Origin of the sequence: Amycolatopsis sp. NPDC051758 (genome assembly GCF_044453095.1) — a bacterium.
In the GTDB taxonomy this organism is placed as follows: domain Bacteria; phylum Actinomycetota; class Actinomycetes; order Mycobacteriales; family Pseudonocardiaceae; genus Amycolatopsis.
In genome coordinates this window covers 39,022-63,008 of sequence record NZ_JBITCJ010000019.1, presented here as the reverse complement: position 1 = coordinate 63,008, position 23,987 = coordinate 39,022, and the positions used below count along the sequence as shown (strand labels likewise).

Here is a 23,987-nt window from a genome sequence, read left to right as displayed (position 1 = left end):
GCGGCGCAGCATGAAGGTTGAGGGGTCGGGAGACCCGGCATCAGATCCGGCTGGTCCCTCCAGCCACCAGGGGATAGCGCAGTAGTGGCCGCGTCCAGATGAGATGACTGACGCCTGCGCGCAACTACGTTCGGAGTGAATACACGAACGCATCATGTGGGTGGCGCCTGCCGATCGGTCAGTTCACCGTATCTCCGGTCACGTTGACGCTGTTCTCGTCGGTCACGGCGACGATTGGATCGGCGAGAAGGTCGTGATGAGGCGAGCGACGGTGTACAAGCCGTGTGGTCGTAAGGCGCGGGGAGTCGGCGGCGAGCCAGATTCCCGGTGTCCCCGGTTGGTGGAGCGGGGGCATTGGCGTGGTATTTCTCGCTGGAGCTGCCGTGTGGCCGGGATGGCCGGCGGCGTCGGGTGCGTCGTGGCGGATTCCGACCTCGTGCGGCTGCGGAGCAGGCGCGGGCTTATCTGTTCAGGGCTGTTGTGCTCCCCGGGCGGAGCGCGGTGACCGTGGGGTGGTGGTTGGACATCTGGCTGGAAATGCGCCAGACCGTCGCCGGTGGCCGTGGATGGCCCGGCAGACGGCCGAGTTCCTCGAGCATGCGCGCGGCCACCCGATGTGTGCGGTATCCGGCGGTCGCGTTGCTCGGCTTGCGGCGCGGAGAGGCGGCCGGGCTTCGCTGGTGCGATCTCGACCTCGATGCCGGGGTCGTGCAGCTGTTGCACCATTGCCGGACCGAGGCGGCCGCACTGTTGTGTGCCCGCCGAAGACCGAGACGAGCGCCCGCGCGTTTACGCTGGATCAGGCCCTGGTGACGGGGTGGGGTCGACCCGGGAACCGGCTTCGGTGAAGGCGTCAAGGACAACTTGCGGCTGCTGCGTGCCTTGCCGGAGCTGTGTGCCCTGGGCGTGCGGGTTCTGCTCTGGGCGGCCGCAAAGCGTTCTTTGGCGCGGTCACCGGCCGCGCCGTCGAGTTGCGCTGGCCGTGTCACTGGCCACGGTCGGCTGGCGTCGACATCACGCGGGTGCACGACGTCCCGCAGACGCGCGACGCGATCGCGATGCTGGAGGCCGTCCGGCGCGGCGACTGACCACACCCGGACGCCACCCCTTGGTACCGACGGTTGGCGCGCCCTGGGGCGCCCTGACGTGAGCAGCCTCGGTGGGTGTCCGGGCGGAAATCTCCGTTGCGCACCGTGACCGCGTTACGCGTCGGACCTTGCGTGCGACCTCCCTTTCGAGCACTATCCTGTGACGTTCTGCACGTGCAGCCGCACGGGCGAGGAGGTGTGGTGACCGAATTGGCGCCGGTAGTGGTCGGCATGACGGACGTCGCGAGCGACGCCGCTTTGATCGCGGCGGATCGGGCGGAGCGGGAGGATCTGATCGCGGAGGGGTTCACCCGCGTGTTGCGGATTCTGCGTTCCGGTGCGGGGCCGGACGGGGATTTCCGGCCGTATCTGCTGACGACGATCCGGAACACGATGATCAGCCGGCGTCGGCGTGATTCGGCGGTGTCGGTGGTGGCCGAGGCGCCGGGTGCGGGGAGCGACGAGCCGGTCGGCGATCGGATGCTTGCCAACGTCGCGGCGGAGGCGTTCGCGAGCCTGCCCGAGCGGTGGCGGTCGGTGCTGTGGCGGACCGAGATCGTCGGACAGTCGCCCGCGAAGATCGCGGAGGATCTCGGGATGACGCCGAACGCAGTGGCGGCGCTGGCCTGCCGTGCCCGGGAGGGCTTGCGCCAGGCCTATCTTGACCAGCACGTTCCCGAGGCGCGGCGGCGCGGCTGCAAGAACATCTCCGGTCAGCTGGCGCGCTGGGTGCGTGACGACATCTCCGACCTCAAAGCGCATCGGATCGCCGGCCACCTCGATCGCTGCGCGCGGTGCCGCAAGCTGGCTGCCGGCCTGCGGGAGCTCAACGAGGAACTGTCCGGCTCGGTGGCCCCGCTCATCCTGGGCGTCCCGGTCGTCACGCACTGGCTGACCACGACGGGGTCTTTCGCCTCCTCTGGTGCGGGCACGGGTGCGTCCGTCCTGTCCTGGGCGACCGCCGCGAAGGTGGCCGCCGCGGGGGCGGCGCTGGTCACGACGGTGACGATCGGCGCGAGCACGTCCGGGGAAGCTCCGTCGCCGCTGTCCGGCGGCGGGGGCACGATGACCCGCCCTGTGCAGACCGGCCCCGCCGAGCCGGGCACGGGGGCACAGGCAGCGCCGGCCGGTACGGCCGAGGTCACGCCGGGCCCACCGGACCCGCAGCTCATGTCGGTGCCGGGCGTCCCGGCCGGTGAGCCGGCTGCGGAAGGGGCGTCCGGAGCCGCACCGGACACCGGGACGCCCCCGGAAGACAAGCAAGCGGCGAAGGAGTCCAAGCAGGCCGCGAAAGAGTCGAGGCAGGCGGCCAAGGAGTCGAAGCAAGCGGCCAAGGAGTCGAAGAAGGCGGACAAGGCCTCGGGGACCAAGGACCCCACGGGGTGATCTTGGCCCTCGGCGTGAGCCGCTGTGAAAGCCGGCAGTCACGGCCCGCGGCGCAGTCGAAGTCCGAACCCGCCCCGGTCACGCCATGATCAGCGGGGCGCTGGTTCGTTTGTCGTCTGTGACCTCGGCACGCTGTTTCGAGACCTACGGAGGGCAAAGGCTGGAAACGAAGAGGTCACGGCGTTGCTACCTCAAGCATGCTTCCACGCCTCCGGTTGCGCTCTGTGGTGACGGTTGTCACACCACAGTGTTGATCTTCGGTGTGGAAGGTAACTCAATTGGCCGAAATCTCGACCTGATCGGATAGTGCGTGACGACAGTTGGTCATGCCTGGTCGGCTACCCAACGGGTGGCCGGTGTGTCGCTTGCGTAGGCAGGAGGACTGTCGGGATGAACGCACACCACCCGTTGCTCGGGGCGCTGACGTACCGAGGTCGGCACGCTCGCAGGTGGCCGCGTTGGCGGCTGATGTCGGGTCTGCTGCTGGCGGTGGCTGTCCTCGCGATGGCAGGCGGCTCGGGTGTGCTTGTCGGGGTCAGCGTGGCAGCCGCCGCCGCGGTCGAAGTGTTCGGCGGGCTTTGGCGGCGATGTTCTCGCGCTGCTGCTCAGGTCGAGGAAATACTGTTCACCGAGCTGGCCGCTGGTGAGGATTCGCCGGGGGATAAGTCCTCGGAATGGTGCGCCGACTCTGATCAGTGACCGCCGCTGTCGCAAGAGTCCTCGACGTGGCGGCAGTCAGCGGAGGGGCTTGCTGTAAGACGTGTGTCTATTTGCTTGGCCATGGGAATGACGTCGCCGACGCAAAATCGATCGCCAGGTCTGCCGGTCTTCTGCGACAAATAGTTTGTAACGGAACAATAACGGACCGGTTCGTGATTTGCTCTGGTGCACTACGCGTGGGTCGAGACCGTCCGGCAGATCCACGCGGCAAGCCGACTGGACTTCGGCGGCCGAGCCGGTTCAGGTTTCCACGCTGATGACGAAACCAGCCGAAGGCAGCTCGACCGCGCTGTCCTGGCCAGGTTGGACGCTCAGGTGTTCACCTTCAGCCAGTCGGTGACTCGAGAAGGTGATGGATATGCCGTCGATCAGCCAGCCTTGCGCCGCTGCTTGGCAGGTGCGTGCGCAGATCAGGTGTGCTTCGAGGTGCGCCCTTGACTGCGACGGCGGGGTTGCGGGCGGCGGGTTGTGGGCCATGGCGTGTCATACCTGTTTCGTGGTCACGGTCTTCGCTGATGCACGACGTGTCACGAGATCGTGCAGGAACGCCGCGGCCAGGCCACCCACGAGGGGTGCGACGAGGTATGCGGCCAGTTGGGACCAGGGCACGTTCCGGCCGGCCAGGGACAGCACGACGTCTGGGCCGAGGGTGCGGGCCAGATTGACTGATGCGCCGGTGAGCGGTCCGAACACCATGATCTGGGTCGCCAACGCCAAGCCGATGCCGAACCCGTGCACGCCTCGTGGTGCGTCCGGCGAGACGGCCAGCGCGAACACGGCGATGACGAGGATGAAGGCACCTACGGCTTCGGCGAGCATGGCCTGTGCAAAGGAAACGCTCGGCCCGAAGGACGTCGCGCCGAGGCCGGCGTCGAGCGCGGTGCTCGTGTACGCCGCGTAGACCAGTACCGCGGCGAGGAATCCGCCAAGAAGCTGAGCCACCAGGTAACCAGGAACCTCGCGCCAGGCGAACTTGCCGCGCGCGGCCAGGGCGAGGGTGACCGTGGGATTGAAATGGCCGCCGGATGTCGCGCCGAAGGCGTAGATGGCCACGGCGAGCGCGAGACCGTGCGCCAGCGCGACGATCAGCAACCCTCCGCCGCCGGCCGAGGCGGCAGTGACCGCCACGGCTGCGCCGATACCGAATGTGCACAAGATTGCGGTGCCGGCCAGCTCCGCGAACAGACGGCGAACCAGTGCGACGTGCACAGTGAGGAGTCCTCCCTTGCCGGGGCCGCAACGTGGCCCGATGACGTGCTTGTGTCTCCAACCTGCCGCGGGCCGATATCGCGGCATACCGCCGAACCTCGTGAAAAGCCTTACGGATCCCTTACACGGCAACGCTGCTCGCTGGCCGGGAACCGTCCGCAAGCTGCGTCGACAGTCGGTAGTGACGACGCGGACTCGTTCGGTCCGGTCCGTCACAACTCCGTAATGTGCCGGGCGGCCCTTCGACGCGGCCGGTGCGCAAGGATCGACGCCCACAGCCCAAGGAGGTCGCCGATGTTCCGCCGTCGAACCGCACGAGCTCTGCTGGCCGTGGTTCTCACAATCCCGCTCGCCGCGTGCGGCGCGCCCACGAGCTCGACCGCACCCGGGACGACGACCAGCGCGCCGAGGGCCACATCCACGAGCGCGTCCGTGCCGGTGTCCGACCGTTTGAAGTTCACTGCGCAGACCGTGGACGGGCAGAGCTTCTCGGGCGAGAGCCTGGCCGGGAAGAAGGTCGTGCTGTGGTTCTGGGCTCCGTGGTGCCCGAAGTGCCGTGCGGAGGCACCGAGGGTGGCGGCTGCGGCGCGGGCGGCCACCGGCAAGGTCACCTTTGTCGGGGTCGCTGCCCAGGACGCGCTGCCCGCGATGCAGAAGTTCATCACCGACTACAAGGTCAGTGGCTTCACCCATCTGGCCGATCTGGATGCAGCGATCTGGACCCGGTTCGGGGTTACCCAACAGCCCGCGTACGCGTTCATCAGCCCGGATGGAAAGGTCGACGTGGTCAAGCAGCAACTGTCCGAATCCGCGCTGACCGACCGGGTCACCGCGCTGACCGCCGCCTGAGATGAACCTCGACATCTTTGGTTTCGCGCTGGCAGCGGGCATGGTCGCTGCGGTCAATCCGTGCGGATTCGCGATGCTGCCCGCCTATTTGACGCTGGCAGTCGCGGGGGAGTCGCGTGCCACGATGGCCGCGGTGTGGCGGGCGCTGGCCGTTACCGGCCTGATGGCACTGGGTTTCCTGACCGTGTTCGGCGCGTTCGGCCTGGTCGTGGCGCCACTGGGCACCTCGGTGCAGGAATACCTGCCGGCGGTGACCGTAGTGGTCGGTGTCGTCATGGTGGGGCTCGGCGTGTGGATGCTGGCGGGTAAACAGATCACACTGCTCGTCCCGAAACCTCGCAAGGGCGCGCCGACCGCCGGGCTGAAGTCGATGTTCGGCTACGGTCTTGCCTATGCTGTGGTGTCGCTGTCCTGCACGATCGGGCCGTTCCTGGCTGTGACCAGTCAGACGTTCCGCAGTGGTTCGGTGGTCGCCGGTATTGCGGCGTATCTGGTGTACGGGCTGGGGATGGCTCTTGTGGTCGGTGTTCTGGCGGTGTCGGTCGCCCTGGCAAGCACCGCGGTCACCACGTGGGTGCGGCGCGTTCTGCCGCATGTCAACCGCATCGGCGGCGCGATCCTGGTACTGGCCGGCCTCTACATCGGCTACTACGGGGTGTATGAACTGCGTCTGTTCCACGCTGATAGCTCGGCGGAGGACCCGATCGTGGATGGCGCCGGAAAGGCGCAGGCAGTGCTCGCGGAGTGGGTGGAGCAAGCCGGGCCGGTGCCGTTGGTGATGGGTCTCGTGGTACTTGTGGGCGTCGGTGTTCTGCTTGCCCGCCTGCGTATTCGCCGACGTTCGCGAGTGTCCTCGGACGACATATCGGCGTAGGCCCACCGCAATTGCCTTGCCACGTCGTTGACAACCACGTCGGCGCCCACGATTTCGTGGACCGGCCCGGCTTACCACGGATCCACCCCGGCACCATCTCCGCGCAAAGGTGCCTCCAGCCACAGGACTGACGTCGTGGTCGGTCATGTCGGGTGGAACGGCGCGTTGACCAGCCGGTCGTATGCGGGACCAGCGGCCGAAGGCTGGCTGGCCGTGGTTGAGCGGGCAGGCACGGCTGCCCGACGACCGGCAGTCGAGGACGTAGGCGCCGCCGAGATGCTCGTGGGTCTCGAGGAACTGGCGGTCGGTGATCAGCGTCTTGCCCTCGCGGACGGCGACCGTGGTCGTGGTGTGCTTGCCCTGCAGGGGATACGCGGCGACGACGGCATTGCGCCGACGGCACTCGTCGGAGAGAGCGTTCACCCTGGCCGGCGCCTCAGAAAGCGGGACTTCTGCGGTGTCCGATGAGGAGCCTTGCGCACCGTCAGGTCCTTCCGGTTGGCCCGGCGCATCGATCATCAGAGGTGCGCTGACAGCTGAGAAGCCGGAGTGGCGGGCGTCATGCAGGGCCGAGGGCCACGGCGAGCAGGGCTACGACGGGATACGAGCCGGTTGACCACCGAGCTGCGCGATTCGGCCTTCTGCGAGTGCCCAGTCGCTCTTGCGGGTCTACTTCGCGGGACGGGGTGCAACGGCTGCGCCGACTTCGTCGAGGGTCTGCTGCGTGACCAGGCCGGTGTCTTCGAGGACTTCCATGTGGTCCATGACGGTCAGGCTGGCCTGGCGGGCCAGGCGCCGGACGAGGTCGTTCTGGGTACTCGCGCGCACTTCGGCGATGGTGGCGAAGATCTTGCCGTGGGATGACCGGAGCAGGCTGACGAAGAGCTGGTCGAACTGCAACCCCTGCGCCTCCGTCAGCTGGCGGTCCCAGCCTTGCTGCTCGGGGGTGGCCTGGTCGGGGAGCTGCACGCCGGTGATGGCCGCGTCTTCGCGGACGAGCTGGTCCAGGAGCGAGTGACCGTCGAGCAGGTGCATGCCCGCCCGCTTGACAGCCTCGCTGCTGGCGTGGGTCTGCGCGAGCCGGCCGGCGGGGATCTCCCACAGCCCGGCTTGCCGGACCTTCACCAGGAAAGTCTTGTCCACGTCCGTGAGCGGTCCGCTGTTCCCACTGGGCGGCGCTGCTTCCGGGGCGGCGCCGGCGTGCGCTCCGGACGGAGCCTGGCTCGCCTGGTCGGTACCGCTGGTCGCGATCGCCACGGAGCCCACGCCGAGTGCGGTGGCGGCGACCACACCGGCGATGATCGCGCGGGCCTTCGTGCTGCTTTTCATGCCACGGTGACTCGACATGATTCCCTTTCGGACGGTCGTTCGGGGAGGGCGCCCGCCGTGGGGACGGGAGTGACGGCGGGCGCCCGGTCCGGCGTGCGGGTCAGGCGGTGCAGGTCTTGTTGCGGTTGATGCAGTTGACGACCTGGTTCATGAGGCGTTGGGACATGACGTTGGCGAAGTCGTCGTGGTCGGACAGCGGGTTGTGGTTCTCGTCGGGGAAGGAGTCCACTTTGTACTGCTTCTTGACCTGGATGTCGTGCGGGATGTCGTAGACGAGGGTGATCCGCAGCTGCGGCACCGCCGTGAAGCCCGGCGCGCACCGGCCGGCCTTGTCCGGGAAGACGATGTGCGTGCGGTGGTTGGCGCTGTCGGTGTTCTTGCCGTCCCAGCAGCTGGGGAAGGTGTGGATCCGTTCGACCTTGCTGCCGTCGGGGCAGATCGGGTACTTGTCGGTCAGCCGGTTCTCGAAGCCGGTGCAGGTCCACGCCGCCCGGGTGTTCTTCGTGCCGTTGATGGACGGCTTGGCGTCGCCGGTCAGGGCGCGCAGGAACTTCGGCATCGCGACGACCTGGCCGGCCGGGTTGCCGCGGAAGGTGATGCCGGCCTTCGCCGGGCGCTGGATCGCACCGTCGTTGTCGGGCAGCTCGTTGTTGGCGTCCGCGCCGGGCAGCGGCTGGGCGGCCCCGCCGTTGTCCTGCCCGGTCCCGCCATTTCCGGCCTGGGCGCCGAGCGTGCAAGGGGCGAGTGCGTCGAGGCCCTGGGGTTTGGTGGCCGTGCGGCCGATGGCGATGGCCATGCGGTCGATGGTGGCGACGCGTTTGTCCTTGAGCGGGCCGAGGATGGCGTTCTGGACGAAGTTGGGACCGCCTTGGCCCCGGGTGCTGACGAGCCGCTGGTTCGCCTCCTGGAGCTGCGTGTTCAGTAGCTGCAGGTTCCGGTCCACTTCGGCCTTGGCCGAGGCCGGGACGGCGGGCAGTTTGCTCGCGACGTCCGGGCAAGTGATGTTCTGCTGGGCCGCGCCGGCGGGAGCGCCGCCGCCGTTGCTCACCCCGCTGCCGCCACTGCCGGCCTGCTCACGCAGCTTGCAGCCCGCCAGGGCGTCGAGGCCTTGGGGCTTGGCGGCGGTGCGGCCGATGGCGATGGCCATGCGGTCGATGGTGGCGACGCGTTTGTCCTTGAGCGGGCCGAGGATGGCGTTCTGGACGAAGTTCGGGCCGCCCTGGCCCTGGGTGCTGACCAGCCGTTTGTTGGCTTCGTCGATCTGGGTGTCGAGCAGGTCGAGGTTGCGGTTGACCTCGGCCATCGCCGAGTCGGGGACGTCGGGCAGCTTGCTGGCCACGTCCGGGCAGGTGATCACCGGGGTACCGGCGGCCTGGGCCGCCTGGTTGCGGTCGCCGTCGGGGGACTTCGCCGGCGGGTTCTTCTCCTTGTCGCCGGTGTCGATGCGGACCACCGGCCAGAAGTAGGCGGACTTGTCCCCGTTCTTGCAGGTAGTCCCGGCGGCTTCGAGGCTCTTGTTGTTCGAGTCCGCGTTGGAGGAGAGGTTGCCGACGTAGTCGTGCAGGTGCTGGGCGCCGTTGCGGATGCCGGGCTGGGCGACGAAGTTGTCGGGGTTGAAGTGCCCGTTCTCGTTGCGGCCGCAGTCGACGGTGAAGGTGCCGGTGGACGCGCCGCGGGAGTTCGCGGGCTCGGCGTTGTTCGTGGCGACCTTGAGAATGTCGATGTAGAGGGCGGGGTCGGCTTCGTCGGCGCTGGCCTTGCCCGGTTCGCCGAACGTGGTCGCCACCACGATGCCACCGGCTGCCATGGCGAGCGCGAGGGCGCCGGTCGCGATCTTGGTTCGTCGGGAGATGCGGTGCTTTCCCGTGTTTCCGGGCATGAGTGACTCCGTTGTTCGGGGCAACGGCAAAAGGGCAGGGAGGTATCGCCGCAGATGTGCCGTACTGCCTGGGGAATTGAAGGGGCGGGGCGCCCACTGACCCGACATCGGTGGGAGCAGCGCAATACTTGTTAGCGCTAACCACGACGGAGAGTTTTGTTTCTCGGGGAATGGATCTCCGTGGTGGTTGTGGCGGCAATCGTCGCTTGTCCGCTTCGAGTTGTCCAGGGCTCGGAAGGTGTGCGAAATACTTCGGAAATGTGGTGAACCTTGGTGAACCGGCGTCCGTGTATCCCGGTGGAGCGTGAAGTCTGAGCTCGGCTGCCACCCGGATCGCAAGGTGATCGTCAGGTGCGCCGCCTGCCGGATGCGGAAAGCTGGCCTCGACCAGCGTGGATATGTGCGGACCGGGAGGGAGCCAGGCGGACTATGGGTGCACGGAGCCCTGGAACGGGCCAGCGCGGTGTGCCGCGCGAAGCCGGTGACGGTGGGGTGACGGCGCGGCACAGCGTGGTGTTCGCCGCCACCCACGCCACGGCGTTCCTGGCCGGGGTTTGGCTCGTGCTGTCGCCGTATGTGTTCGACCAGCGAGTCGCGGGCCTGTGGAGTGACCTTTGTGCCGGTGCCGTCCTCGCCATCAGTGGTGCCGCTCCGCTCGTCGAGCCGGCGTCGGTGAAGGTGTGGCGCCCGGTGCAGCTTGTCGCGGGAGCGTGGCTGCTCGCGGCCCCGTTCGCGCTCGGGCGCGACGCCGTCGCCTCCGCGACCCGGGCGGGCGACGTACTGGTGGGAACCGTCGTGCTGGTCGCGTGGGCGGTCGGCGCTGCGGCGGTGTTCCGAGCCCGCCGGCACAGGGAGCACGACCAGTGACCCGGCAGGTGGGCCGCGTGCCGTCGGGCGTGATCGTCGCCGGTGGATCATCCGTCGCGACCGTCGAGTGCCGACTTCGGGCAATGGGGTTGCGCTTCAGTGGAGGCGATCTTGCTGTCGGCCGGGCGCGCCGTTGAGCCGGTGCCGTTCGCGCAGGTACAGCGCCTGGCCGATGGCGCCGAGCAGCATGCCGAAAGACCCGGCGATGAACAGCCAGATCGCGAGCAGTTCCGTGGCCTGCCAGATGAACAGGACGCTGCCGACGAAGAAGACGAGGTTGCCGATCACTCCGATGACCAGGTGCACGGTGGGGAACTCGCGGACGAACGCCTTGATCATGATTACTCCGAGAACTCCTTCGAAGGTTGTCCGGGTCAGGCCGGGTGGACAGTCTTGACGGCGAGCTGGTTGCCGGGAAGGTCGCGGTTCGCACAGCCGGTTCCCGGCATGGGCACGAAGTTCGAATCGGTCTCCTGCGGCAGGTAGATGCGCAGGCCGCGCACGGGAGTCGGCCGGCAGATGTCGTCGGGGTAGTTGTGCACGTTGACGAACTGGATGACAGCCGCCGCGGTCTGCCCCGGGTGCAGCTGGACCGGGTCGCCCTTCGTGCCGCTGCGGTAGGCCGCCGCGCCCACCTGGTGACCGTCATCACCAGCCACATAGGACACTCCGGGAAAACCTTGCACGGTGCACGGATCCGCCTTCGTGTTCGTGATCAGCAGGGGACGATAGGCCGATCCCGCGGCTGCGTCTCCTTCTCCGAGCGTCAACTTGACGTCGCCTGCGCCGCACAGCTCGTCGCTGTTCGGCGCGGCGGAGGTCGATGGTGGCGGCGAGGTGGATTCGGCTGTGGTTGCGGTCACGGTGTAAGTCGGTGAGGCCGTCGTCGGTGGTGGCGACGACGCGCTCGGAGCAGCAGCGGCCGGTTCGCTGCTACCGCACCCGGCCAACCCCAGAGCGCCGACAGATGCGGCGAGGAAGGGGAACAGTCGTGAAGTTTTGTGCTCGAACACCAGTTTTCCTCCTTGTGACGCTCGCGTCCGTGCTGCTGGTGGGCCGCGTTCTCGTTCGCTGGCCACGAAGAAGGAGTACCCGGGCCGCGACGCGAGATGCGTCGCGCGACCTGACAGCTCTCTTACAATTCGGGGCGCAGATCGTAAGGTGATCGTCAGGTGGGCTAGTTCGGATCTCTTTGATACTGAGGGGTTACCTCGCGGTCAGTCGTCACGTTCGAGTAACAGCATCCGCCGTTTTCTTTGTGGCGGCGGAAATTCGCGCCTAGGTTCGTGGCCACTCGGATCGTGAAGGGGTGCGAATGACGCACGAGGGATGGACTCGCCGTGACATGCTGCGGCGGACGGCGCTCACCACGGCGGTCGTGCTCGGTGGGGCCGCGGCGTTATCGGCTTGCGAGAGCACCGGTGGTGCCGGCGATGGCAAGGATGCGTTGCAAGCGGCCAAGGACGCCAAGACGATCAGGATCGGCATCGCGAACGAAGCGCCATACGGATTCGCCGACAGCTCGGGGAAGACGACCGGCGAAGCGCCGGAAGTCGCTCGCGCCGCGTTCAAGGCGCTGGGCATCGACGGCGTCCAGGCCAGCGTGGTCCCGTTCGATCAGCTCATCCCCGCGCTCACTGCGAAGCAGTTCGACGTCGTCGCCGCGGGCATGAACATCACCGGAAAGCGCTGCCAAGCAGCGGACTTCTCGGCGCCCGACTACTCGGCGCTCACGGCGTTGCTCGTGCCCAAGGGAAATCCGCAGGGCGTGCTGAGGCTCGAGGACGTGGCTGCGAAGAAGGTCAAGGTGGCGGTGCTCTCCGCCGCGGTCGAAAAGGGTTACCTCACCGGGGCCGGGGTGGCCGAGGACCAGATCCAGACGCTCGACACGCAGGACAACATGCTGCGCGCGGTCGCCGACGGCCGGGTCTACGCCGCCGCGCTCACCGACATCTCGCTGAAGTGGCTGGTCAAGCAGAATCCCGCCGCCGCGGTCGAGGTCACGCCGGGGTTCGTGCCGTCGGACGGCGGGAAGCCGGTGGTGTCGGCCGGTGGTTTCGTCTTCCGCAAGGAGGACGACACGCTGCGCGTCGCGTTCGACGCCGAGCTGAAGAAGCTCCACGACAGCGGCGAGTGGGTGAAGATCGCGTCGCCGTTCGGGTTCGACGAGAGCAACCTGCCGAAGCCGGACGTCACGACCGAGAAGCTGTGCACCGCGTGATGCGAGATCGCCTTGCCTGACTCCTTCGGCACGATCCTGCCGTCGATCCTGCAGGGCCTGACGACGACGGTGTCCGCCGCGGCCGGCGGGATCGCCCTGACGATCGTGCTGGCGTTCGCCGCGGGGCTGGCGTTGATCTCGCGTTCGCGGGTGGTCCGGGCGATCAGCCGGGTCTACGTCGAAGTCTTCCGCGGCACGTCCGAAGTGGTCCAGCTGTTCTGGCTCTACTTCGTGCTGCCGGCGCTGGTGGGCTTCAAGCTCGTCCCGCTGTTCGCCGGCATCCTCGTGCTGGGCCTGAACCACGGCGCCTACGGCGCGGAGATCGTCCGTGGCGCCGTGAACTCCATCCCCCGGGCCCAGTACGAGGGGGCGATCGCGCTGAACCTGTCCCCGGTCCAGCGGATGTGGCGGGTTCTGCTGCCCCAGGCCGTCGTGGAGATGCTGCCGCCGTTCACGAACCTGTTCATCCAGCTGCTGAAGAGCACCGCACTGCTGTCGTTCATCTCGGCGGGCGACATCGCCGAGCACGGTGAGCTGCTCCGGCCGGTCTTCGGGCAGGACATCGTCTGGATCTACGGGACCGAACTCGTGTTGTACCTGCTGCTGGCGTTGCTGATCAAGTACGGCATGCGAGTGCTCGAACGCGCCGGAGCGCGACGGCTCGGCCGCCGGACCGCGGGGGTGTGACGTGGACTGGGACTGGGACAGCGCGGCCGCGTCGGTGCCGCTGCTGCTGGACGGGCTGCTCACCACGGTCGAGCTGACCTTGCTGGGTTCGGTGCTCGCCTACACGCTGGGCATCGTGTTCGCCTTGCTGCGCCGCGCTCGCGTCCCGGTGCTGAGCCCGGTCGTGGGCGGCGCGGTCGAGTTCATCCGGAGCACACCACTGCTCATCCAGGTCTTCGCCCTCTACTACCTGATCGAGCCGGCCATCGGGCTGAAGCTTTCCGGGTTCGTGACCGGCGTGATCGCCCTCGGCGTGCACTACGCGTGCTACACCGCTGACGTCTACCGCGCGGGGATCGAAGCGGTCCCGGCCGGCCAGTGGGAGGCGGCGGTGGCGCTGAACCTGCCCCGGCGGCGGGTGTGGACCGGTGTCGTGCTGCCACAGGCGATCCCACGGGTGCTGCCCGCGCTGGGGAACTACACGATCTCGATGTTCAAGGAGGTTCCGCTGTTGCTCGCGATCGGCGTGCTCGACGTGCTCAACCGGGCCAAGGAAGTCGGCGCCGAGACCTTCCGCGTCATCGAGCCCTACACGCTCGCCGGGTTGTTGTTCCTTCTGGTGAGCTTGCCCGCGTCGATCCTCGTGCGGAAGGTGGAGCGCCGTGTCGGACAGCTCTGAGATGATCCGGTTCGACCACGTGGTCAAGCGGTTCGGCGACCACGTCGTGCTGGACGAGCTGAGCTTCCGCGTCGGCCGCGGCGAGTTCGTGTCGCTGATCGGGCCGAGTGGCTCGGGCAAGACCACGATCCTGCGGCTGCTGATGACACTGGAGCGGGTGGACGGCGGCGCCATCCACGTCGGCGGGCAGTGCCTGAGCCACCGGCTGAAGGACGGCAGCCTCGTTCCGGCCGACGAGCGCCACTTCCGGGCGGCGCGCAAGCGCATCGGCATGGTCTTCCAGCACTTCAACCTGTTTCCGAACATGAACGTCCGGCAGAACATCGTCGAGGCGCCGCTGCGGGTCCTCGGTCTGTCCAAAGAGGAGGCTGACGCGCGGGCGGCGCAGCTGCTGCAGCTGGTCGGGCTGGCCGACAAGATGGACGCCCACCCGGCGCGGTTGTCGGGCGGGCAGCAGCAGCGGGTGGCGATTGCCCGAGCGCTCGCGATGCGGCCGCAGGTGCTGCTGCTCGACGAGGTCACCTCGGCGCTGGACCCCGAGCTGGTCGCCGAAGTGCTGGCCGTGCTCAAGGAGATCGCCGCGAGCACCGACATCACGATCCTCTGCGTGACGCACGAGATGGAGTTCGCCCGGCACGTCTCCGATCGGGTTCTGATGTTCGACCACGGCCGGATCCTCGAGGACGCCCCGCCGGAAGAGCTGTTCACCGCACCCACTCAGGAGCGCACGAGGACGTTCCTGAAGGCGGTGCTCGAACGCGGCTGAGGCGGATCGCAAGCTATTCGTCAGGTGCAGTGGCGCTCGTCCGCGAGAGGCTGGGGGCATGCGGACGGGAACTGTGGTTCGGACGAGCGGTGGTGCGGGCGTCGGCAACCTCCCACTGGCCGTGGTGCACGCACTGACCTTCCTGGCAGGCTTGTGGCTGGCGCTTTCCCCCTCCCAGCTGGACCAGGAGTTCAGCGGCGGTGGCTTCAACGGCTACTGGAACGACGTGCTCGTCGGCACGATCGTGCTGCTGTGCGGCGCCGCGCAGCTCGTGGCGCCGGCGGCCGCGCACGTATGGCGGCCGGTACTGCCGCTCGCCGGGGCCTGGCTGATCGTGGCACCGATCGCCCTCGGCTACAACGCCGGAACTCCGGCCCCGGCCACGACCACGAGCGACATCGCGGCCGGAGCCGTGATCCTCACGCTCTGGGCGATCGGCGTGGCCGTGCTGGGCCGGTCGCTGCGCGATCGGAGCGAGCGGTGACGACTACGAAGCCGGCGGTCATCGTCGCGGGGTACGACGGCACCCAGGAGTCCCTTCGAGCCGTGTTCTGGGCCGCGGCGGAGGCCGACCGCCGGCAGAACGCCCTTCTCGTCGCACGTGCCCTGGACTGGAACTGGCCCAGCGCGGGCTACCCGGACGTGGCGCTCGCGCCGCTGTGCGGCGGAACCGAACGGCTCCGCCGGGAGGCGGAGATCGAGATCGGGGAACTCGCGCACGAGATCGGTCATTCGCACCCGGACCTCGATGTTCGGACGGTTCTGCTCGAAGACCTGCCCGGCCACGCGCTGCAGCGGATCTCGACCCGGTCCGAAGCCGCGATGCTGGTGATCGGCCCGCCCGGCACCGGCCCGTTCGCCCGTGTGGTGTTCGGCTCGACGACCGCGGATCTCGCGCAAGCTCCAGGCCGGCCGCTCGTCGTTGTCCGGGGTGATGAACCCGGCGCAGGGGCCGTCGGACGCCCCGTGGTCGTCGGCCTGGATCCGGTGGCCGACAACTCCGCCGCGCTGGCCTTCGCCATGGACTTCGCTCGGAAGCACGAGGTCCGGGTACACCTCGTCCACGCGACGACGAACCGGATTCGCGGCGGTGGCCCGTCCGAGGCCATGGTGGCCGAGCTGGCGGACTGGCTCTCCGCCTATCCGGATGTTCCCTTCGAGCACGAAATCGTCCGGGACTTGCCCGAGCGGGCGTTGCTGGACCGCGCGAGGCACGCAGCTTTGCTCGTCGTCGGCTACCGGCGCCGGAATCGCTTCGTGCGTTTGTTGTGCGGCTCGGTGAGCCGGACCGTCCTGCACTACGCGCCGTGCCCGGTGAGCGTCGTCGGAGCCGGGACGTAGCCGTGTTCGACTACGTGGAAGCCATTGTCATCGCGGCTCCGGTGCCGGCGGTTCGCGAGACGCTACGCACCATCGAAGGAGAGTGGCTCGGCAGGCCACCGCTGTCCGATGAGCGGGCCGAGTCCTCCTGCTCGCGGCCGGCTCCGGTCCTGAACCGCAGTTCGTTCGCCCGCTACCGCTGGCTGGGGCTGCCGGTGGACGTCGCCGAGAGCGTCACGTGGAGCGTCGAGCGCTACGGGTACGACAGCACGGTGGTCCGCGCCCACGTCTGGGCGGAATTCCGAGCGGGGCTGCGCGCGCGGCTCATGGAGCTGGTCTTCGCCCGCCTGCTCGGCGGCGTCGCCCGGGACCGCGAGCACACCCGTTCGCAGCTGCGCTACCTGAAACGGATGAGCGAGGGACTGAAACGTGGAACACGCTGAAGAGGAGGCGGAGGTGTCGCGGCTGCAGGGTGTCGTCGAGCTGATGTGGCGCACCGCATCCGTGCACCGGGCCCGGGCGGCGAGGCTGGTGATGGCCGCCGAGCCGGGTGGCGAATTCCAGGCCCGCGTCGAACGCGGACTGGCGAAGGTCGCCGCCGAGCACGCGATGGCTTTTCAGGAGCTGGCGGACGCGGCCGAAGCGCGGCATTCGGCGGCAGGCAGGCCGGCTACGTCGCCGGAGTGGAACGCGGCGATGACGCGGTCGATCGCGGCGCTTCGCCGGGCCGAGGCCCACCACCATCGGGCCGCCGCCGTTCCCGCGCACGATGAGCCGCCTCGGTGACCATCGTGCTCGCCGCGGTGCTGGCGATGGTCGCGCTCGTCCTCGTCCCGGCACGCCACCGCTACTGGCGCTTGGCCGCGGTCCTCGGCTGGACTGCTGTCTGGCTCGATGGGCACGCCGGGCTGAACCCCGTCGATCTGACGGGTCTGGGCATCGCCGTGGGGAGCCTGGTCGTCGTGCTGGTGCGGCAGCAGCGGATGCGGTCCGGCGAGGGCGGCTGACCAGAACTGCGCGCCTGAGGAGGTCTTGCCCTCGGCGAAGGACTTTGGACGCTGTGGCCCCCCTGCGTGGCCGGTCACCCTGGTCCGGATGACCCGACCGGACGGGAGGTGCCGCGACCATGACCACATCGGTGCCCCCGGTGGGGGAGCTGACCTCGGAGCAGGTCGAGTCGGTCAGGCCGGCGGCCGGGGCCGGCGCGTCGTGGCACGACAGCCGGCCGTGGTGGTTGCGCTGCACGCCGGTGGCGATCGAACTGCATGCCGAGACGACACGGGCCGTTTCCGAGACCGGCCTCGAGCAGCGGAAACTCCTGCTGGCCTGCGGCGGCGCGTTGTTCAACCTGCGCGCGGCCGTCCGTTTCCTGGGGTTCGAGCCGGCGGTGCGATACCTGCCCGATCGCCGGATCCCCAACCTGCTCGCCGCGGTCCGCCCCACCACGCCCCGGGCCCCCGGCCCCGCCGATCGGCCGCTCGGCGCGGCGATCGCGCACCTGGGCGACGGCGTCTACCCGGCTGTGCCGGCGCCGGTGCCGGCGACCCTGCCCGCACGGTTGCGTCAGGCGGCCGAAGCTGAGCAGGCCTGGCTGGCCACCTTGGCCCACCTGGAGCAACCGGCCGCGACCGCTGATCCCGGTGCCGAGGTGTTCGCGGGGCCGTCGGCACCTTGACCGACGGTGCCCTCATGCGATTGCAGGCCGGTCAGGCGCTGCAGCGGATCGTGCTCACCGCGGCTCCGGTCCCGCAGGCGCTCGGCACGCCCGAACGTCGTCAGAACCTTCGCGGGTTGCTCGGCGGCGCGTTGTGGCCGCAGGTGGTGTTCCGGACCGGGCACGCGACCGCCACGGCATCGGCCTGGGATCACGGTGACCTCAGCGGCTTGCTCACACCGCCGCAAACAGACGGGCCCACGGTGGCCGCGCTCGGTCGGGCTACGACCCGGGCTCTGGGGAACGCGTGAAATCGCAAGGTAGTCGTCAGGTGCAACCACTCTCGGATGCGGAACGCTGGCGGTGGCACCGGCGACCGCCGGACCGTGGTGGAGGACGGCCGGTGGCGCACGAAGAGCTGATCGACCTGGAGCAGCAGGGTTGGCAGGCGCTCCGGGCAACTCCGGCAGCGGCGAGGAAGTACTACGACGGCGTCTTCGACGAGCGGATCGTTGTGCTGTTGTCCGACTTGCCGCCGATCCGGACCCGCGTTGAGGCGCTCGACGCGTTGTGCGGTCCGGTCTGGGAGGATTTCCGGCTGCACGGCCTGCGCTGCGTCCAGCTCAGCGAGGGCACGGGCGTGGTCCGCTACAGCATCGCGGCGACGCGCTCGGCGCTGCCGTACTCGGCGCAGGTGAGCAGCGTCTACGCGCGCCGGCCGGGCGGTTGGAAGCTGACCTTCCACCAGCGGACCCGACGGTGAGCCGTGCGGCCGCCGCCGGCGCGTGGCGGCGGCCGCACGAGTATCAGAGGCCGGTGAAGGCCTGGTCGACGAACGCCTTGTTCTGGTCGATCCACTTCTGCGCGGCGGCCTTCTCCTGGCCCTTGGGTGCCTGCTGGATCAGGTCTTCGAGGGAGCCGAGCTGCTCGTCGGTGAGCTTGAGGTTCTTGGCGACCTCGGCCAGCGTGGGGAAGTCGGTGCCGAAGCTCTTGCGGCCGATGGCGTGCAGCTGCTCGCCCTTGCCCATCGCGCCCTGCGGGTCCTTCAGGTCCTTGAGCTGGTAGCGCGAGTACGCCCAGTGCGGGTGCCACAGCGTCACCACGATCGGCTTCTTGTCCTTGATGGACGAGTCGAGCGCAGCGAGCATCGCCGTCGTCGAGGAGTTCTGCAAGGTGATCGTGCCGTCGAGGCCGTACTTCGGGATCGCGGTCTTCTCGACGATCCCGGTCTCGCCCGCGCTGGCCTCGATGCCGGTGATCTTGCCGCCGAAGTCCGCGGCGTGGGCCTTGAGGTCGGCGATGCTGTCGACGCCCTGGACGTAGTCGGGCACGGCGAGGTTCAGGGTCGCGTTGTCGTACCAGGTGCCGAGGTCTTCGAGCTGGCTGGAGTACTGCTTCCAGTACTGCTCGTGCGTCGCCGGGAGCCAGGCGTCGAGGAACAGGTCGACGTCACCCTTGGCCAGGCCCGCGTAGATCGGGCCGACGTCCAGCAGCTGCGTCTTGACCTGGTAGCCCTTGCTTTCCAGCACGGCCCGGTAGAGGTTCGTCAGCGCGACGTCCTCGTCCCAGTTGATGTAGCCGATGGTGACCGACTTCGAGCCCTGGTCGTTGCCCGACTGCGCTTCGCGGCCACCGCACGCCGTGAGCGCCAGCGCCGACAGCACCGCGGTCCCGAGGGCGGCGATCCGGCGGATCTTCGGAGTGTTCCGCACGTTTCTTCCTTTCTCTAGCGGTCTTTTCGTTCCGGCGGTGCGCTGCTGAGCCGGTCGAGGTAGATCGCCAGGACGACCACGCCGAGCCCGGCCTCGAAGCCGGAGCCGAGTTTCAGGCTGGTGACCGCGGCGTAGACCTCGGCGCCGAGGCCGGGCGCGCCGACCATGCCGGAGATCACGACCATCGACAGCGACAGCATGATGATCTGGTTGACCCCGGCCAGGATCGTCGGCATCGCCAAGGGGAGCTGGATCTCGGTCAGGATCTTCCGGGGTGGCGAGCCGAACGCCTCGCCGGCTTCGACCATCTCCGGGTCCACCTGGCGGATGCCCAGCTCGGTCAGCCGCACCCCCGGTGGCAGCGCGAACACCACCGTGGCGACGACGCCGGGCACCGGGCCGATCGAAAAGAAGAAGATCACCGGGATCAGGTAGACGAACGCCGGGAGCGTCTGCATGAAGTCCAGCACCGGCCGAACGATCCTGCTCACGGCAGCGTTGCGAGCGGCCAGGATCCCGATCGGCACGGCGATCGCCACGGCCACGACGCCCGCGACGAGCACCTGGGCGAGCGTCTGCATGGCGGACGGGAAGCGGTCCAGGCTGTCGATGAGGGCGAAGCCGACCGCGGAGCCGACGCCGAAGCGCCAGCCGCGCTGCCACCACCCGAGCGCGGCGAACAGGATGATCAGCACCGGTGCCGGTGGCGCTTGCAGGGCATCGGAAAGCCCTTCGACGACGCCCTTGATGATGGTGTCGACCGCGTCGAAGAACGGGCCGATGTTGTTCTGGAGCCAGTCGACCACGGCTTGGAACCAGTCGCCCACGGGGATCCGCGGAACCTGCCAGGCGGTCTCACGCATCGGTGCTCACCTCCTGAGCGGGGGTCAGGGCACCGAGGATCGCGGCCGGGGTCACCACGCCCAGCAGCCGGCGCCGGTCGTCGACGACGGCGATCGGGTGCTGCTCGGCCGCGGCGGCGAGCAGATCGGAAACCGGGGTGTCCGGACCGGCTTCGGTGAAGCCGTTGCTCACTGCGCTCGTGACGGTGTTCGCGCCGCGGGCCGCGGCGGCGACGGCATCGGCCGCGGTGACGATGCCGACGAGCCCGCCGTCGGGGTCGACGGCGAACATTTCGGTGACCTCGAGCGTCCGCATCGTGTGGATCGAGGCACGCGGGCCCGACGAGGTCGCCAGTGTCCGCCCGGGCGGACGCATGACCGAGCTCGCGGTGAGCACGCGGGTGCGGTCGACGTCCCGCACGAACCGGGCGATGTGCTCGTCGGCGGGCGTGGTGAGGATCTCGTCGGCGGTGCCGATCTGGACGATCCGGCCGTCGCGCATCATCGCGACCCGGTCGCCGAGGCGCATGGCTTCGTTGAGGTCGTGGGTGATGAACACGATCGTCTTGCCGAGCTCGGCCTGCAGCTGCAGCAGCTGGTCCTGCATTTCCTTGCGGATCAAGGGGTCCAGGGCGCTGAACGCCTCGTCCATCAGTAAGATGTCGGTGTCGGCTGCCAGCGCTCGGGCGAGGCCGACGCGCTGGCGCATACCGCCCGAAAGCTGCTTCGGCAGGCGGTCACCCCAGCCGTCCAAACCGACCAGCCGCAAGGCCTCTTCCGCACGCCGGACGCGTTCGTCACGGGGGACACCCTGGACGCGCAATCCGTAGGCGGTGTTGTCGAGCACGGTGCGGTGCGGGAAGAGGGCGAAGTGCTGGAACACCATGCTCATCCGCCGGCTGCGCAGCTGCCGGACCTCGCCCTTGGACAGCCCGGTGAGGTCCTGATCGTCCACGAAGACGCGTCCCGCGGTGGCCGGCAGCAGGCCGTTGAGCATCCGCAGCAGCGTCGACTTCCCCGAACCCGAGAGGCCCATCACGACGAAGATCTCACCGTCGCGGACCTCGAACGAGGCGTCGACGACCGCCGCGGTGGCACCGTCCAGCTCATCGCGTGGCGTGCCGCTCTCCAGGCGGCGGACAGCTTCCTGGGAACGCCTGCCGAACACCTTGTACAGCTTCTCGGCTCTGACTGTCGGCAATGGACTCCCGACTTTCCTTGGGGGACCGGAACACGGGCAACGTTGACCAGCGGCATCATTGCATACGGCAATAGTTACTCGATCTCAGGTTGAAGCGATTACGGTCCGATAAAGTCCGTTGTGTCCGGCTCGTCGATGTGTTCGGCTGGCGGGATTCACGACTGCCTCGGCGAAAGGGATGCATGACGTTCTTCCTGTCGCGGCTGCTCGCGCGCTGGCTATTGACGTGGGGCTGGCTGCTGCCGGTGGCGGTCGTCGTGTTCGTGTTCGCGACGAGCTGGCCGCTGATGGCGCTCGCCGAGCCGGCGGGCAGCGACCTGGTGCGTCCGGGCAACTACTGGTGGTACTTCGTCGTGACGGCCGCCACCGTCGGCTACGGCGACTACTCGCCTGTGACAACCGCGGGGCACTTCGTCGGCGGCTACGTCATCATCGGCGGGATCGCGACCCTCACGACAGTGTTCACCCGGCTCGCCACGGCGCTCGAACAAGCGAAAGGACGGCGGATGCAGGGAACGGAACCGGTGCGCGCGACCGGGCACACGGTGCTGATCGGCTACACGGCGGGCCGGACCGAGCGGATCGTGGCCCAGCTGCTGGCCGACGACGCGACCGGGCTCGTCCTCTGCACGGGCGAGGAGGTCCCGGTGCACCCGATGCCCGGGGAACCGGTGGACTTCGTGCGGGGCGACCCGACCGCGGCCGACGTGCTGGCGCGGGCGGCCGTGCACCGCGCGTCGACCGTTCTGGTGGACATGGCCGACGACAACGAAGCACTGGCCGTCGCGGTCACCGTCGACCACGCGAACCCGTCGGCACACGTCGTGGTGGCGTTGCGGGACATGGAACGCGCCGAGCTGGTCCGGTACGTCGACCCGAAGATCAAGTGCGTGCAGTGGCACACCCCTCGGATGGTCACCGAGGAGCTGACCTCCCCCGGGATCGCGGACGTTTACGCCGAGCTGATGACCGCGGGTGGTGCGAGCACTTACTCCGTGGCGTTGCCGGAGTCGCTCGGGACGCTGCGGACCGAGCGGTGCCGGGTCGCGCTCGGCCGGTCGTTCGGGGCCACGATCCTGGCCGCCCGCACCGCCGATGGTCTCGTGGTCAACCCCGGCTGGGACGGCGAGCTGCCGGTCGGAGCGACGCTGTACTACGTGGGGCCGCGACGGCTCACCAACGCGGAGGTCGATACCGCGTTGCGCGAGTGAAGCTCAGTTGTTTTCCTCGGCTTCGGCGGCGACGTTGCGGATGCCGCGCGGCCGCCCGGACCGCACCCACAGCCAGTACAGGGCGGCGGCGATGAGCAAGGCGGCGGCGATCGACACGACCGGGTCGCCGCGGGTGAGGTTGACCGCCAGGGTGAACGCCACCGCCACGGCTCCGGCGAAGTTGATCGCCAGGAACCCGAACCGGCGGTCCCGCCAGGAGAACCGGGCCATCGCGACCAGGCCTGCGAAGAAGCTGACGAACACCGAGGCGGCGTAGAAGAGCACCAGCTCCTGGTCTCGGCCGCCCGCGGCCGCGGTGACCAGCGCGGCCGCGGCCATGAAGACCACGACACCCCAGTACGGCGTGTGGTGGCTGTTCGTCCGGCCCAGCCAGGCCGGCAGGATGCCCGTGCTCGTGCCGTCGGCGTGCTGGTGGCGGGCGAGTGCCTTGAACAGCCCGGGGCCGGCCTGGAACGACGAACTCGCCGCCGAGAGCAGCAGCAGCGCGGTGGTCAGCTGGAACGCCGCGAAGACCGGCGTCGACGTCGCGGCCCGCGCGAGCTCGGCGATCTGCGTCGTGTCCTCGTGCGGGACCCCGACGCCGAGGCGCACGGCCTGTGCGGTGAGCCCCAGGGTGCTCGTGCCGACCACGCCGAGGGTCAGCCAGAGGGTCACCCGGCCGAAGCGGCGGCGGCCCGGGTCGTCGAGCTGCCCGAGCTGGGCGATCGCCGACGACGGCGCCTCGATCCCGGTGGCCAGCGCCATCGCGACGGGGAAGGCGAGCGCGACCGCGATGAGCGGGGAGTGGCCGGGATCGGGCGAGGGGGTCGCGGCCGCCCGGGCGGGTACGAAGAACGCCGACACCAGGACGATGACGGTGAGCGCGATGAAGGCGACCGTCATCAGGGCGAACACCGTGCGCCCCAGGTGGCCGAACCAGGTGCCGCCCGCGACCCCGGCGACCAGCAGCACCGCGATCAGGACCCGCCACGGCGCGAGCGCCGGGAAGAACGCGATCACCGCGGAGGCGCCCGCCGCGGAGCTGATCGCGATCGTCAGCACGAAATCGACGATCAGTGCCCCGATCGGGACGAAGGCGGTTCCTTCGCCGAATGCCTCGCCGGTCGCGGCCGCGGCGCCGCCGCCCTGGGGGTACCGGGCGACGAGTTGGTGGTAGTTGACGATGACCAGCACGACGATGCCGACGACGAGGGCCATCGTCGGAAGCAGGAGGGCGAGGTCGCCGCGCAGCGCCCGCAGCGCGGCTTCGATGGCGTAGGCGACCGAAGACACCGGGTCGGCCATCACGGCGAAGGCGAAGGCGAAAAGCAGCACCGCGCGGCTGGGCGTCACCGCACCGCGCCGGCTCTTCAGCTGGGTCAAGCGAGGTTCCTCCGTGTCAAGCCGGGTCGCCGGATCTTTGCGAAATCCTGCGGTGCGATCATGCCCACCTTGACGGCCGGGTATGCGCTTCCGGTTTGCCCCGGGCCGTTCTTTGCGGCATCTTTACGCGA

General features: G+C 68.9%; 29 protein-coding genes. 19 read left to right on the top strand and 10 right to left on the bottom strand.

The genetic code is table 11. The annotated features are described in order from the left end of the window. The first annotated feature begins 1,193 nt into the window (after nt 1–1,193). On the top strand, nt 1,194–2,474 hold the full coding sequence (locus tag ACIA5G_RS49760) for a sigma-70 family RNA polymerase sigma factor (RefSeq protein ID WP_395936934.1): 1,281 nt from the start codon (nt 1,194–1,196) through the stop codon (nt 2,472–2,474). A 468-nt stretch (nt 2,475–2,942) separates the two neighbouring features. Continuing rightward, nucleotides 2,943–3,173: a hypothetical protein gene (locus ACIA5G_RS49755; RefSeq protein ID WP_395936846.1), complete on the top strand. Its 231-nt coding sequence runs from the start codon at nt 2,943–2,945 to the stop codon at nt 3,171–3,173. A gap of 261 nt (nt 3,174–3,434) precedes the next feature. On the opposite strand, the gene ACIA5G_RS49750 is transcribed toward ACIA5G_RS49755, so the two are convergent. Then, on the bottom strand, nt 3,435–3,671 hold the full coding sequence (locus tag ACIA5G_RS49750; RefSeq protein WP_395936844.1) for a hypothetical protein: 237 nt from the start codon (nt 3,669–3,671) through the stop codon (nt 3,435–3,437). A gap of 6 nt (nt 3,672–3,677) precedes the next feature. Further along, nucleotides 3,678–4,403, bottom strand: a complete 726-nt coding sequence (locus tag ACIA5G_RS49745; RefSeq protein WP_395936842.1) for an MIP/aquaporin family protein — start codon at nt 4,401–4,403, stop codon at nt 3,678–3,680. A 432-nt stretch (nt 4,404–4,835) separates the two neighbouring features. On the opposite strand from ACIA5G_RS49745, the gene ACIA5G_RS49740 reads away from it, so the two are divergent. From ACIA5G_RS49740 to ACIA5G_RS49730, 3 genes are all read left to right on the top strand, one after another. Further along, on the top strand, nt 4,836–5,252 hold the full coding sequence (locus ACIA5G_RS49740; RefSeq protein WP_395936840.1) for a redoxin family protein: 417 nt from the start codon (nt 4,836–4,838) through the stop codon (nt 5,250–5,252). Nucleotide 5,253: 1 nt separating this feature from the next. After that, nucleotides 5,254–6,126: a cytochrome c biogenesis CcdA family protein gene (locus tag ACIA5G_RS49735; protein WP_395936838.1), complete on the top strand. Its 873-nt coding sequence runs from the start codon at nt 5,254–5,256 to the stop codon at nt 6,124–6,126. A gap of 135 nt (nt 6,127–6,261) precedes the next feature. Then, the gene (locus tag ACIA5G_RS49730; protein ID WP_395936836.1) at nt 6,262–6,594 is read left to right on the top strand and encodes a hypothetical protein; all 333 of its coding nucleotides are present in this window, start codon (nt 6,262–6,264) and stop codon (nt 6,592–6,594) included. Between the two features lie 201 nt (nt 6,595–6,795). On the opposite strand, the gene ACIA5G_RS49725 is transcribed toward ACIA5G_RS49730, so the two are convergent. Then, nucleotides 6,796–7,455 carry a DUF4142 domain-containing protein gene (locus ACIA5G_RS49725; protein WP_395936834.1) on the bottom strand — a complete coding sequence of 220 codons (660 nt, stop codon included), beginning with the start codon at nt 7,453–7,455 and terminating at the stop codon, nt 6,796–6,798. Between the two features lie 100 nt (nt 7,456–7,555). Then, entirely contained in the window at nt 7,556–9,334 is a 1,779-nt protein-coding gene (locus tag ACIA5G_RS49720) for a DUF1996 domain-containing protein (RefSeq protein WP_395936832.1), read from the bottom strand. A 429-nt stretch (nt 9,335–9,763) separates the two neighbouring features. Between ACIA5G_RS49720 and ACIA5G_RS49715 the strand changes: the two genes are divergently transcribed. Further along, entirely contained in the window at nt 9,764–10,201 is a 438-nt protein-coding gene (locus tag ACIA5G_RS49715) for a hypothetical protein (protein WP_395936830.1), read from the top strand. Nucleotides 10,202–10,297: 96 nt separating this feature from the next. On the opposite strand, the gene ACIA5G_RS49710 is transcribed toward ACIA5G_RS49715, so the two are convergent. Next, on the bottom strand, nt 10,298–10,540 hold the full coding sequence (locus ACIA5G_RS49710; RefSeq protein ID WP_395936828.1) for a YrhK family protein: 243 nt from the start codon (nt 10,538–10,540) through the stop codon (nt 10,298–10,300). A 35-nt stretch (nt 10,541–10,575) separates the two neighbouring features. Continuing rightward, nucleotides 10,576–11,214, bottom strand: coding sequence for a DUF4232 domain-containing protein (locus ACIA5G_RS49705; protein ID WP_395936826.1), 639 nt, complete (start codon nt 11,212–11,214; stop codon nt 10,576–10,578). A gap of 302 nt (nt 11,215–11,516) precedes the next feature. On the opposite strand from ACIA5G_RS49705, the gene ehuB reads away from it, so the two are divergent. The 12 genes from ehuB to ACIA5G_RS49645 all read left to right on the top strand — a co-directional run bounded on the left by ehuB (nt 11,517) and on the right by ACIA5G_RS49645 (nt 18,270). Then, nucleotides 11,517–12,422: an ectoine/hydroxyectoine ABC transporter substrate-binding protein EhuB gene (ehuB, locus tag ACIA5G_RS49700; protein WP_395936824.1), complete on the top strand. Its 906-nt coding sequence runs from the start codon at nt 11,517–11,519 to the stop codon at nt 12,420–12,422. A 12-nt stretch (nt 12,423–12,434) separates the two neighbouring features. Next, nucleotides 12,435–13,109, top strand: coding sequence for an ectoine/hydroxyectoine ABC transporter permease subunit EhuC (gene ehuC / locus ACIA5G_RS49695; protein ID WP_395936822.1), 675 nt, complete (start codon nt 12,435–12,437; stop codon nt 13,107–13,109). Between the two features lies 1 nt (nt 13,110). Beyond that, nucleotides 13,111–13,767: an ectoine/hydroxyectoine ABC transporter permease subunit EhuD gene (gene ehuD, locus ACIA5G_RS49690; protein ID WP_395936820.1), complete on the top strand. Its 657-nt coding sequence runs from the start codon at nt 13,111–13,113 to the stop codon at nt 13,765–13,767. A gap of 1 nt (nt 13,768) precedes the next feature. Beyond that, entirely contained in the window at nt 13,769–14,533 is a 765-nt protein-coding gene (gene ehuA / locus ACIA5G_RS49685; RefSeq protein ID WP_395936932.1) for an ectoine/hydroxyectoine ABC transporter ATP-binding protein EhuA, read from the top strand. A gap of 58 nt (nt 14,534–14,591) precedes the next feature. After that, the gene (locus ACIA5G_RS49680) at nt 14,592–15,017 is read left to right on the top strand and encodes a hypothetical protein (protein WP_395936818.1); all 426 of its coding nucleotides are present in this window, start codon (nt 14,592–14,594) and stop codon (nt 15,015–15,017) included. Then, nucleotides 15,014–15,874, top strand: a complete 861-nt coding sequence (locus ACIA5G_RS49675) for a universal stress protein (protein WP_395936816.1) — start codon at nt 15,014–15,016, stop codon at nt 15,872–15,874. Before ACIA5G_RS49680 ends, ACIA5G_RS49675 begins: the two co-directional genes overlap by 4 nt. 2 nt (nt 15,875–15,876) lie before the next feature. Beyond that, a complete protein-coding gene (locus ACIA5G_RS49670; RefSeq protein WP_395936814.1) occupies nt 15,877–16,296 on the top strand; it encodes a hypothetical protein in 420 nt (139 codons plus the stop codon). Continuing rightward, entirely contained in the window at nt 16,283–16,639 is a 357-nt protein-coding gene (locus tag ACIA5G_RS49665; RefSeq protein WP_395936812.1) for a hypothetical protein, read from the top strand. Before ACIA5G_RS49670 ends, ACIA5G_RS49665 begins: the two co-directional genes overlap by 14 nt. Then, the gene (locus ACIA5G_RS49660; protein ID WP_395936810.1) at nt 16,636–16,860 is read left to right on the top strand and encodes a hypothetical protein; all 225 of its coding nucleotides are present in this window, start codon (nt 16,636–16,638) and stop codon (nt 16,858–16,860) included. Before ACIA5G_RS49665 ends, ACIA5G_RS49660 begins: the two co-directional genes overlap by 4 nt. 119 nt (nt 16,861–16,979) lie before the next feature. Then, complete coding sequence (locus ACIA5G_RS49655; protein ID WP_395936808.1) at nt 16,980–17,528, top strand: hypothetical protein; 549 nt, start codon at nt 16,980–16,982, stop codon at nt 17,526–17,528. 14 nt (nt 17,529–17,542) lie between these two features. Beyond that, nucleotides 17,543–17,818 carry a hypothetical protein gene (locus tag ACIA5G_RS49650; protein ID WP_395936806.1) on the top strand — a complete coding sequence of 92 codons (276 nt, stop codon included), beginning with the start codon at nt 17,543–17,545 and terminating at the stop codon, nt 17,816–17,818. 92 nt (nt 17,819–17,910) lie between these two features. Beyond that, nucleotides 17,911–18,270, top strand: coding sequence for a DUF4440 domain-containing protein (locus ACIA5G_RS49645; RefSeq protein ID WP_395936804.1), 360 nt, complete (start codon nt 17,911–17,913; stop codon nt 18,268–18,270). 43 nt (nt 18,271–18,313) lie between these two features. On the opposite strand, the gene ACIA5G_RS49640 is transcribed toward ACIA5G_RS49645, so the two are convergent. From ACIA5G_RS49640 to ACIA5G_RS49630, 3 genes are read right to left on the bottom strand one after another with little or no spacing between them, the layout of a single operon-like run. Continuing rightward, complete coding sequence (locus tag ACIA5G_RS49640; protein WP_395936802.1) at nt 18,314–19,219, bottom strand: glycine betaine ABC transporter substrate-binding protein; 906 nt, start codon at nt 19,217–19,219, stop codon at nt 18,314–18,316. Between the two features lie 14 nt (nt 19,220–19,233). Then, nucleotides 19,234–20,082, bottom strand: a complete 849-nt coding sequence (locus ACIA5G_RS49635) for an ABC transporter permease (RefSeq protein WP_395936800.1) — start codon at nt 20,080–20,082, stop codon at nt 19,234–19,236. Next, a complete protein-coding gene (locus ACIA5G_RS49630) occupies nt 20,075–21,262 on the bottom strand; it encodes a glycine betaine/L-proline ABC transporter ATP-binding protein (RefSeq protein WP_395936798.1) in 1,188 nt (395 codons plus the stop codon). The genes ACIA5G_RS49635 and ACIA5G_RS49630 overlap by 8 nt, the downstream gene beginning before the upstream one ends. A gap of 182 nt (nt 21,263–21,444) precedes the next feature. Here ACIA5G_RS49630 and ACIA5G_RS49625 point away from each other — a divergent pair, with 182 nt between their 5' ends. Then, entirely contained in the window at nt 21,445–22,473 is a 1,029-nt protein-coding gene (locus ACIA5G_RS49625; RefSeq protein ID WP_395936796.1) for an ion channel, read from the top strand. A gap of 3 nt (nt 22,474–22,476) precedes the next feature. On the opposite strand, the gene ACIA5G_RS49620 is transcribed toward ACIA5G_RS49625, so the two are convergent. After that, nucleotides 22,477–23,856: an amino acid permease gene (locus ACIA5G_RS49620; RefSeq protein ID WP_395936794.1), complete on the bottom strand. Its 1,380-nt coding sequence runs from the start codon at nt 23,854–23,856 to the stop codon at nt 22,477–22,479. Nucleotides 23,857–23,987: the final 131 nt, after the last annotated feature.

What these genes read in the sequence shown, in the direction of transcription:
- ACIA5G_RS49715 (WP_395936830.1), top strand. Translation starts at nt 9,764, where the DNA reads ATGGGTGCACGGAGCCCTGGAACGGGCCAGCGCGGTGTGCCGCGCGAA.
- ehuB (WP_395936824.1), top strand. Translation starts at nt 11,517, where the DNA reads ATGACGCACGAGGGATGGACTCGCCGTGACATGCTGCGGCGGACGGCG.
- ACIA5G_RS49720 (WP_395936832.1), bottom strand. Translation starts at nt 9,334, where the DNA reads ATGCCCGGAAACACGGGAAAGCACCGCATCTCCCGACGAACCAAGATC.
- ACIA5G_RS49625 (WP_395936796.1), top strand. Translation starts at nt 21,445, where the DNA reads ATGACGTTCTTCCTGTCGCGGCTGCTCGCGCGCTGGCTATTGACGTGG.
- ehuA (WP_395936932.1), top strand. Translation starts at nt 13,769, where the DNA reads ATGATCCGGTTCGACCACGTGGTCAAGCGGTTCGGCGACCACGTCGTG.
- ACIA5G_RS49710 (WP_395936828.1), bottom strand. Translation starts at nt 10,540, where the DNA reads ATGATCAAGGCGTTCGTCCGCGAGTTCCCCACCGTGCACCTGGTCATC.
- ACIA5G_RS49650 (WP_395936806.1), top strand. Translation starts at nt 17,543, where the DNA reads ATGCGATTGCAGGCCGGTCAGGCGCTGCAGCGGATCGTGCTCACCGCG.
- ACIA5G_RS49680 (WP_395936818.1), top strand. Translation starts at nt 14,592, where the DNA reads ATGCGGACGGGAACTGTGGTTCGGACGAGCGGTGGTGCGGGCGTCGGC.
- ACIA5G_RS49735 (WP_395936838.1), top strand. Translation starts at nt 5,254, where the DNA reads ATGAACCTCGACATCTTTGGTTTCGCGCTGGCAGCGGGCATGGTCGCT.
- ACIA5G_RS49750 (WP_395936844.1), bottom strand. Translation starts at nt 3,671, where the DNA reads ATGGCCCACAACCCGCCGCCCGCAACCCCGCCGTCGCAGTCAAGGGCG.
- ACIA5G_RS49635 (WP_395936800.1), bottom strand. Translation starts at nt 20,082, where the DNA reads ATGCGTGAGACCGCCTGGCAGGTTCCGCGGATCCCCGTGGGCGACTGG.
- ACIA5G_RS49655 (WP_395936808.1), top strand. Translation starts at nt 16,980, where the DNA reads ATGACCACATCGGTGCCCCCGGTGGGGGAGCTGACCTCGGAGCAGGTC.
- ACIA5G_RS49755 (WP_395936846.1), top strand. Translation starts at nt 2,943, where the DNA reads ATGTCGGGTCTGCTGCTGGCGGTGGCTGTCCTCGCGATGGCAGGCGGC.
- ACIA5G_RS49725 (WP_395936834.1), bottom strand. Translation starts at nt 7,455, where the DNA reads ATGAAAAGCAGCACGAAGGCCCGCGCGATCATCGCCGGTGTGGTCGCC.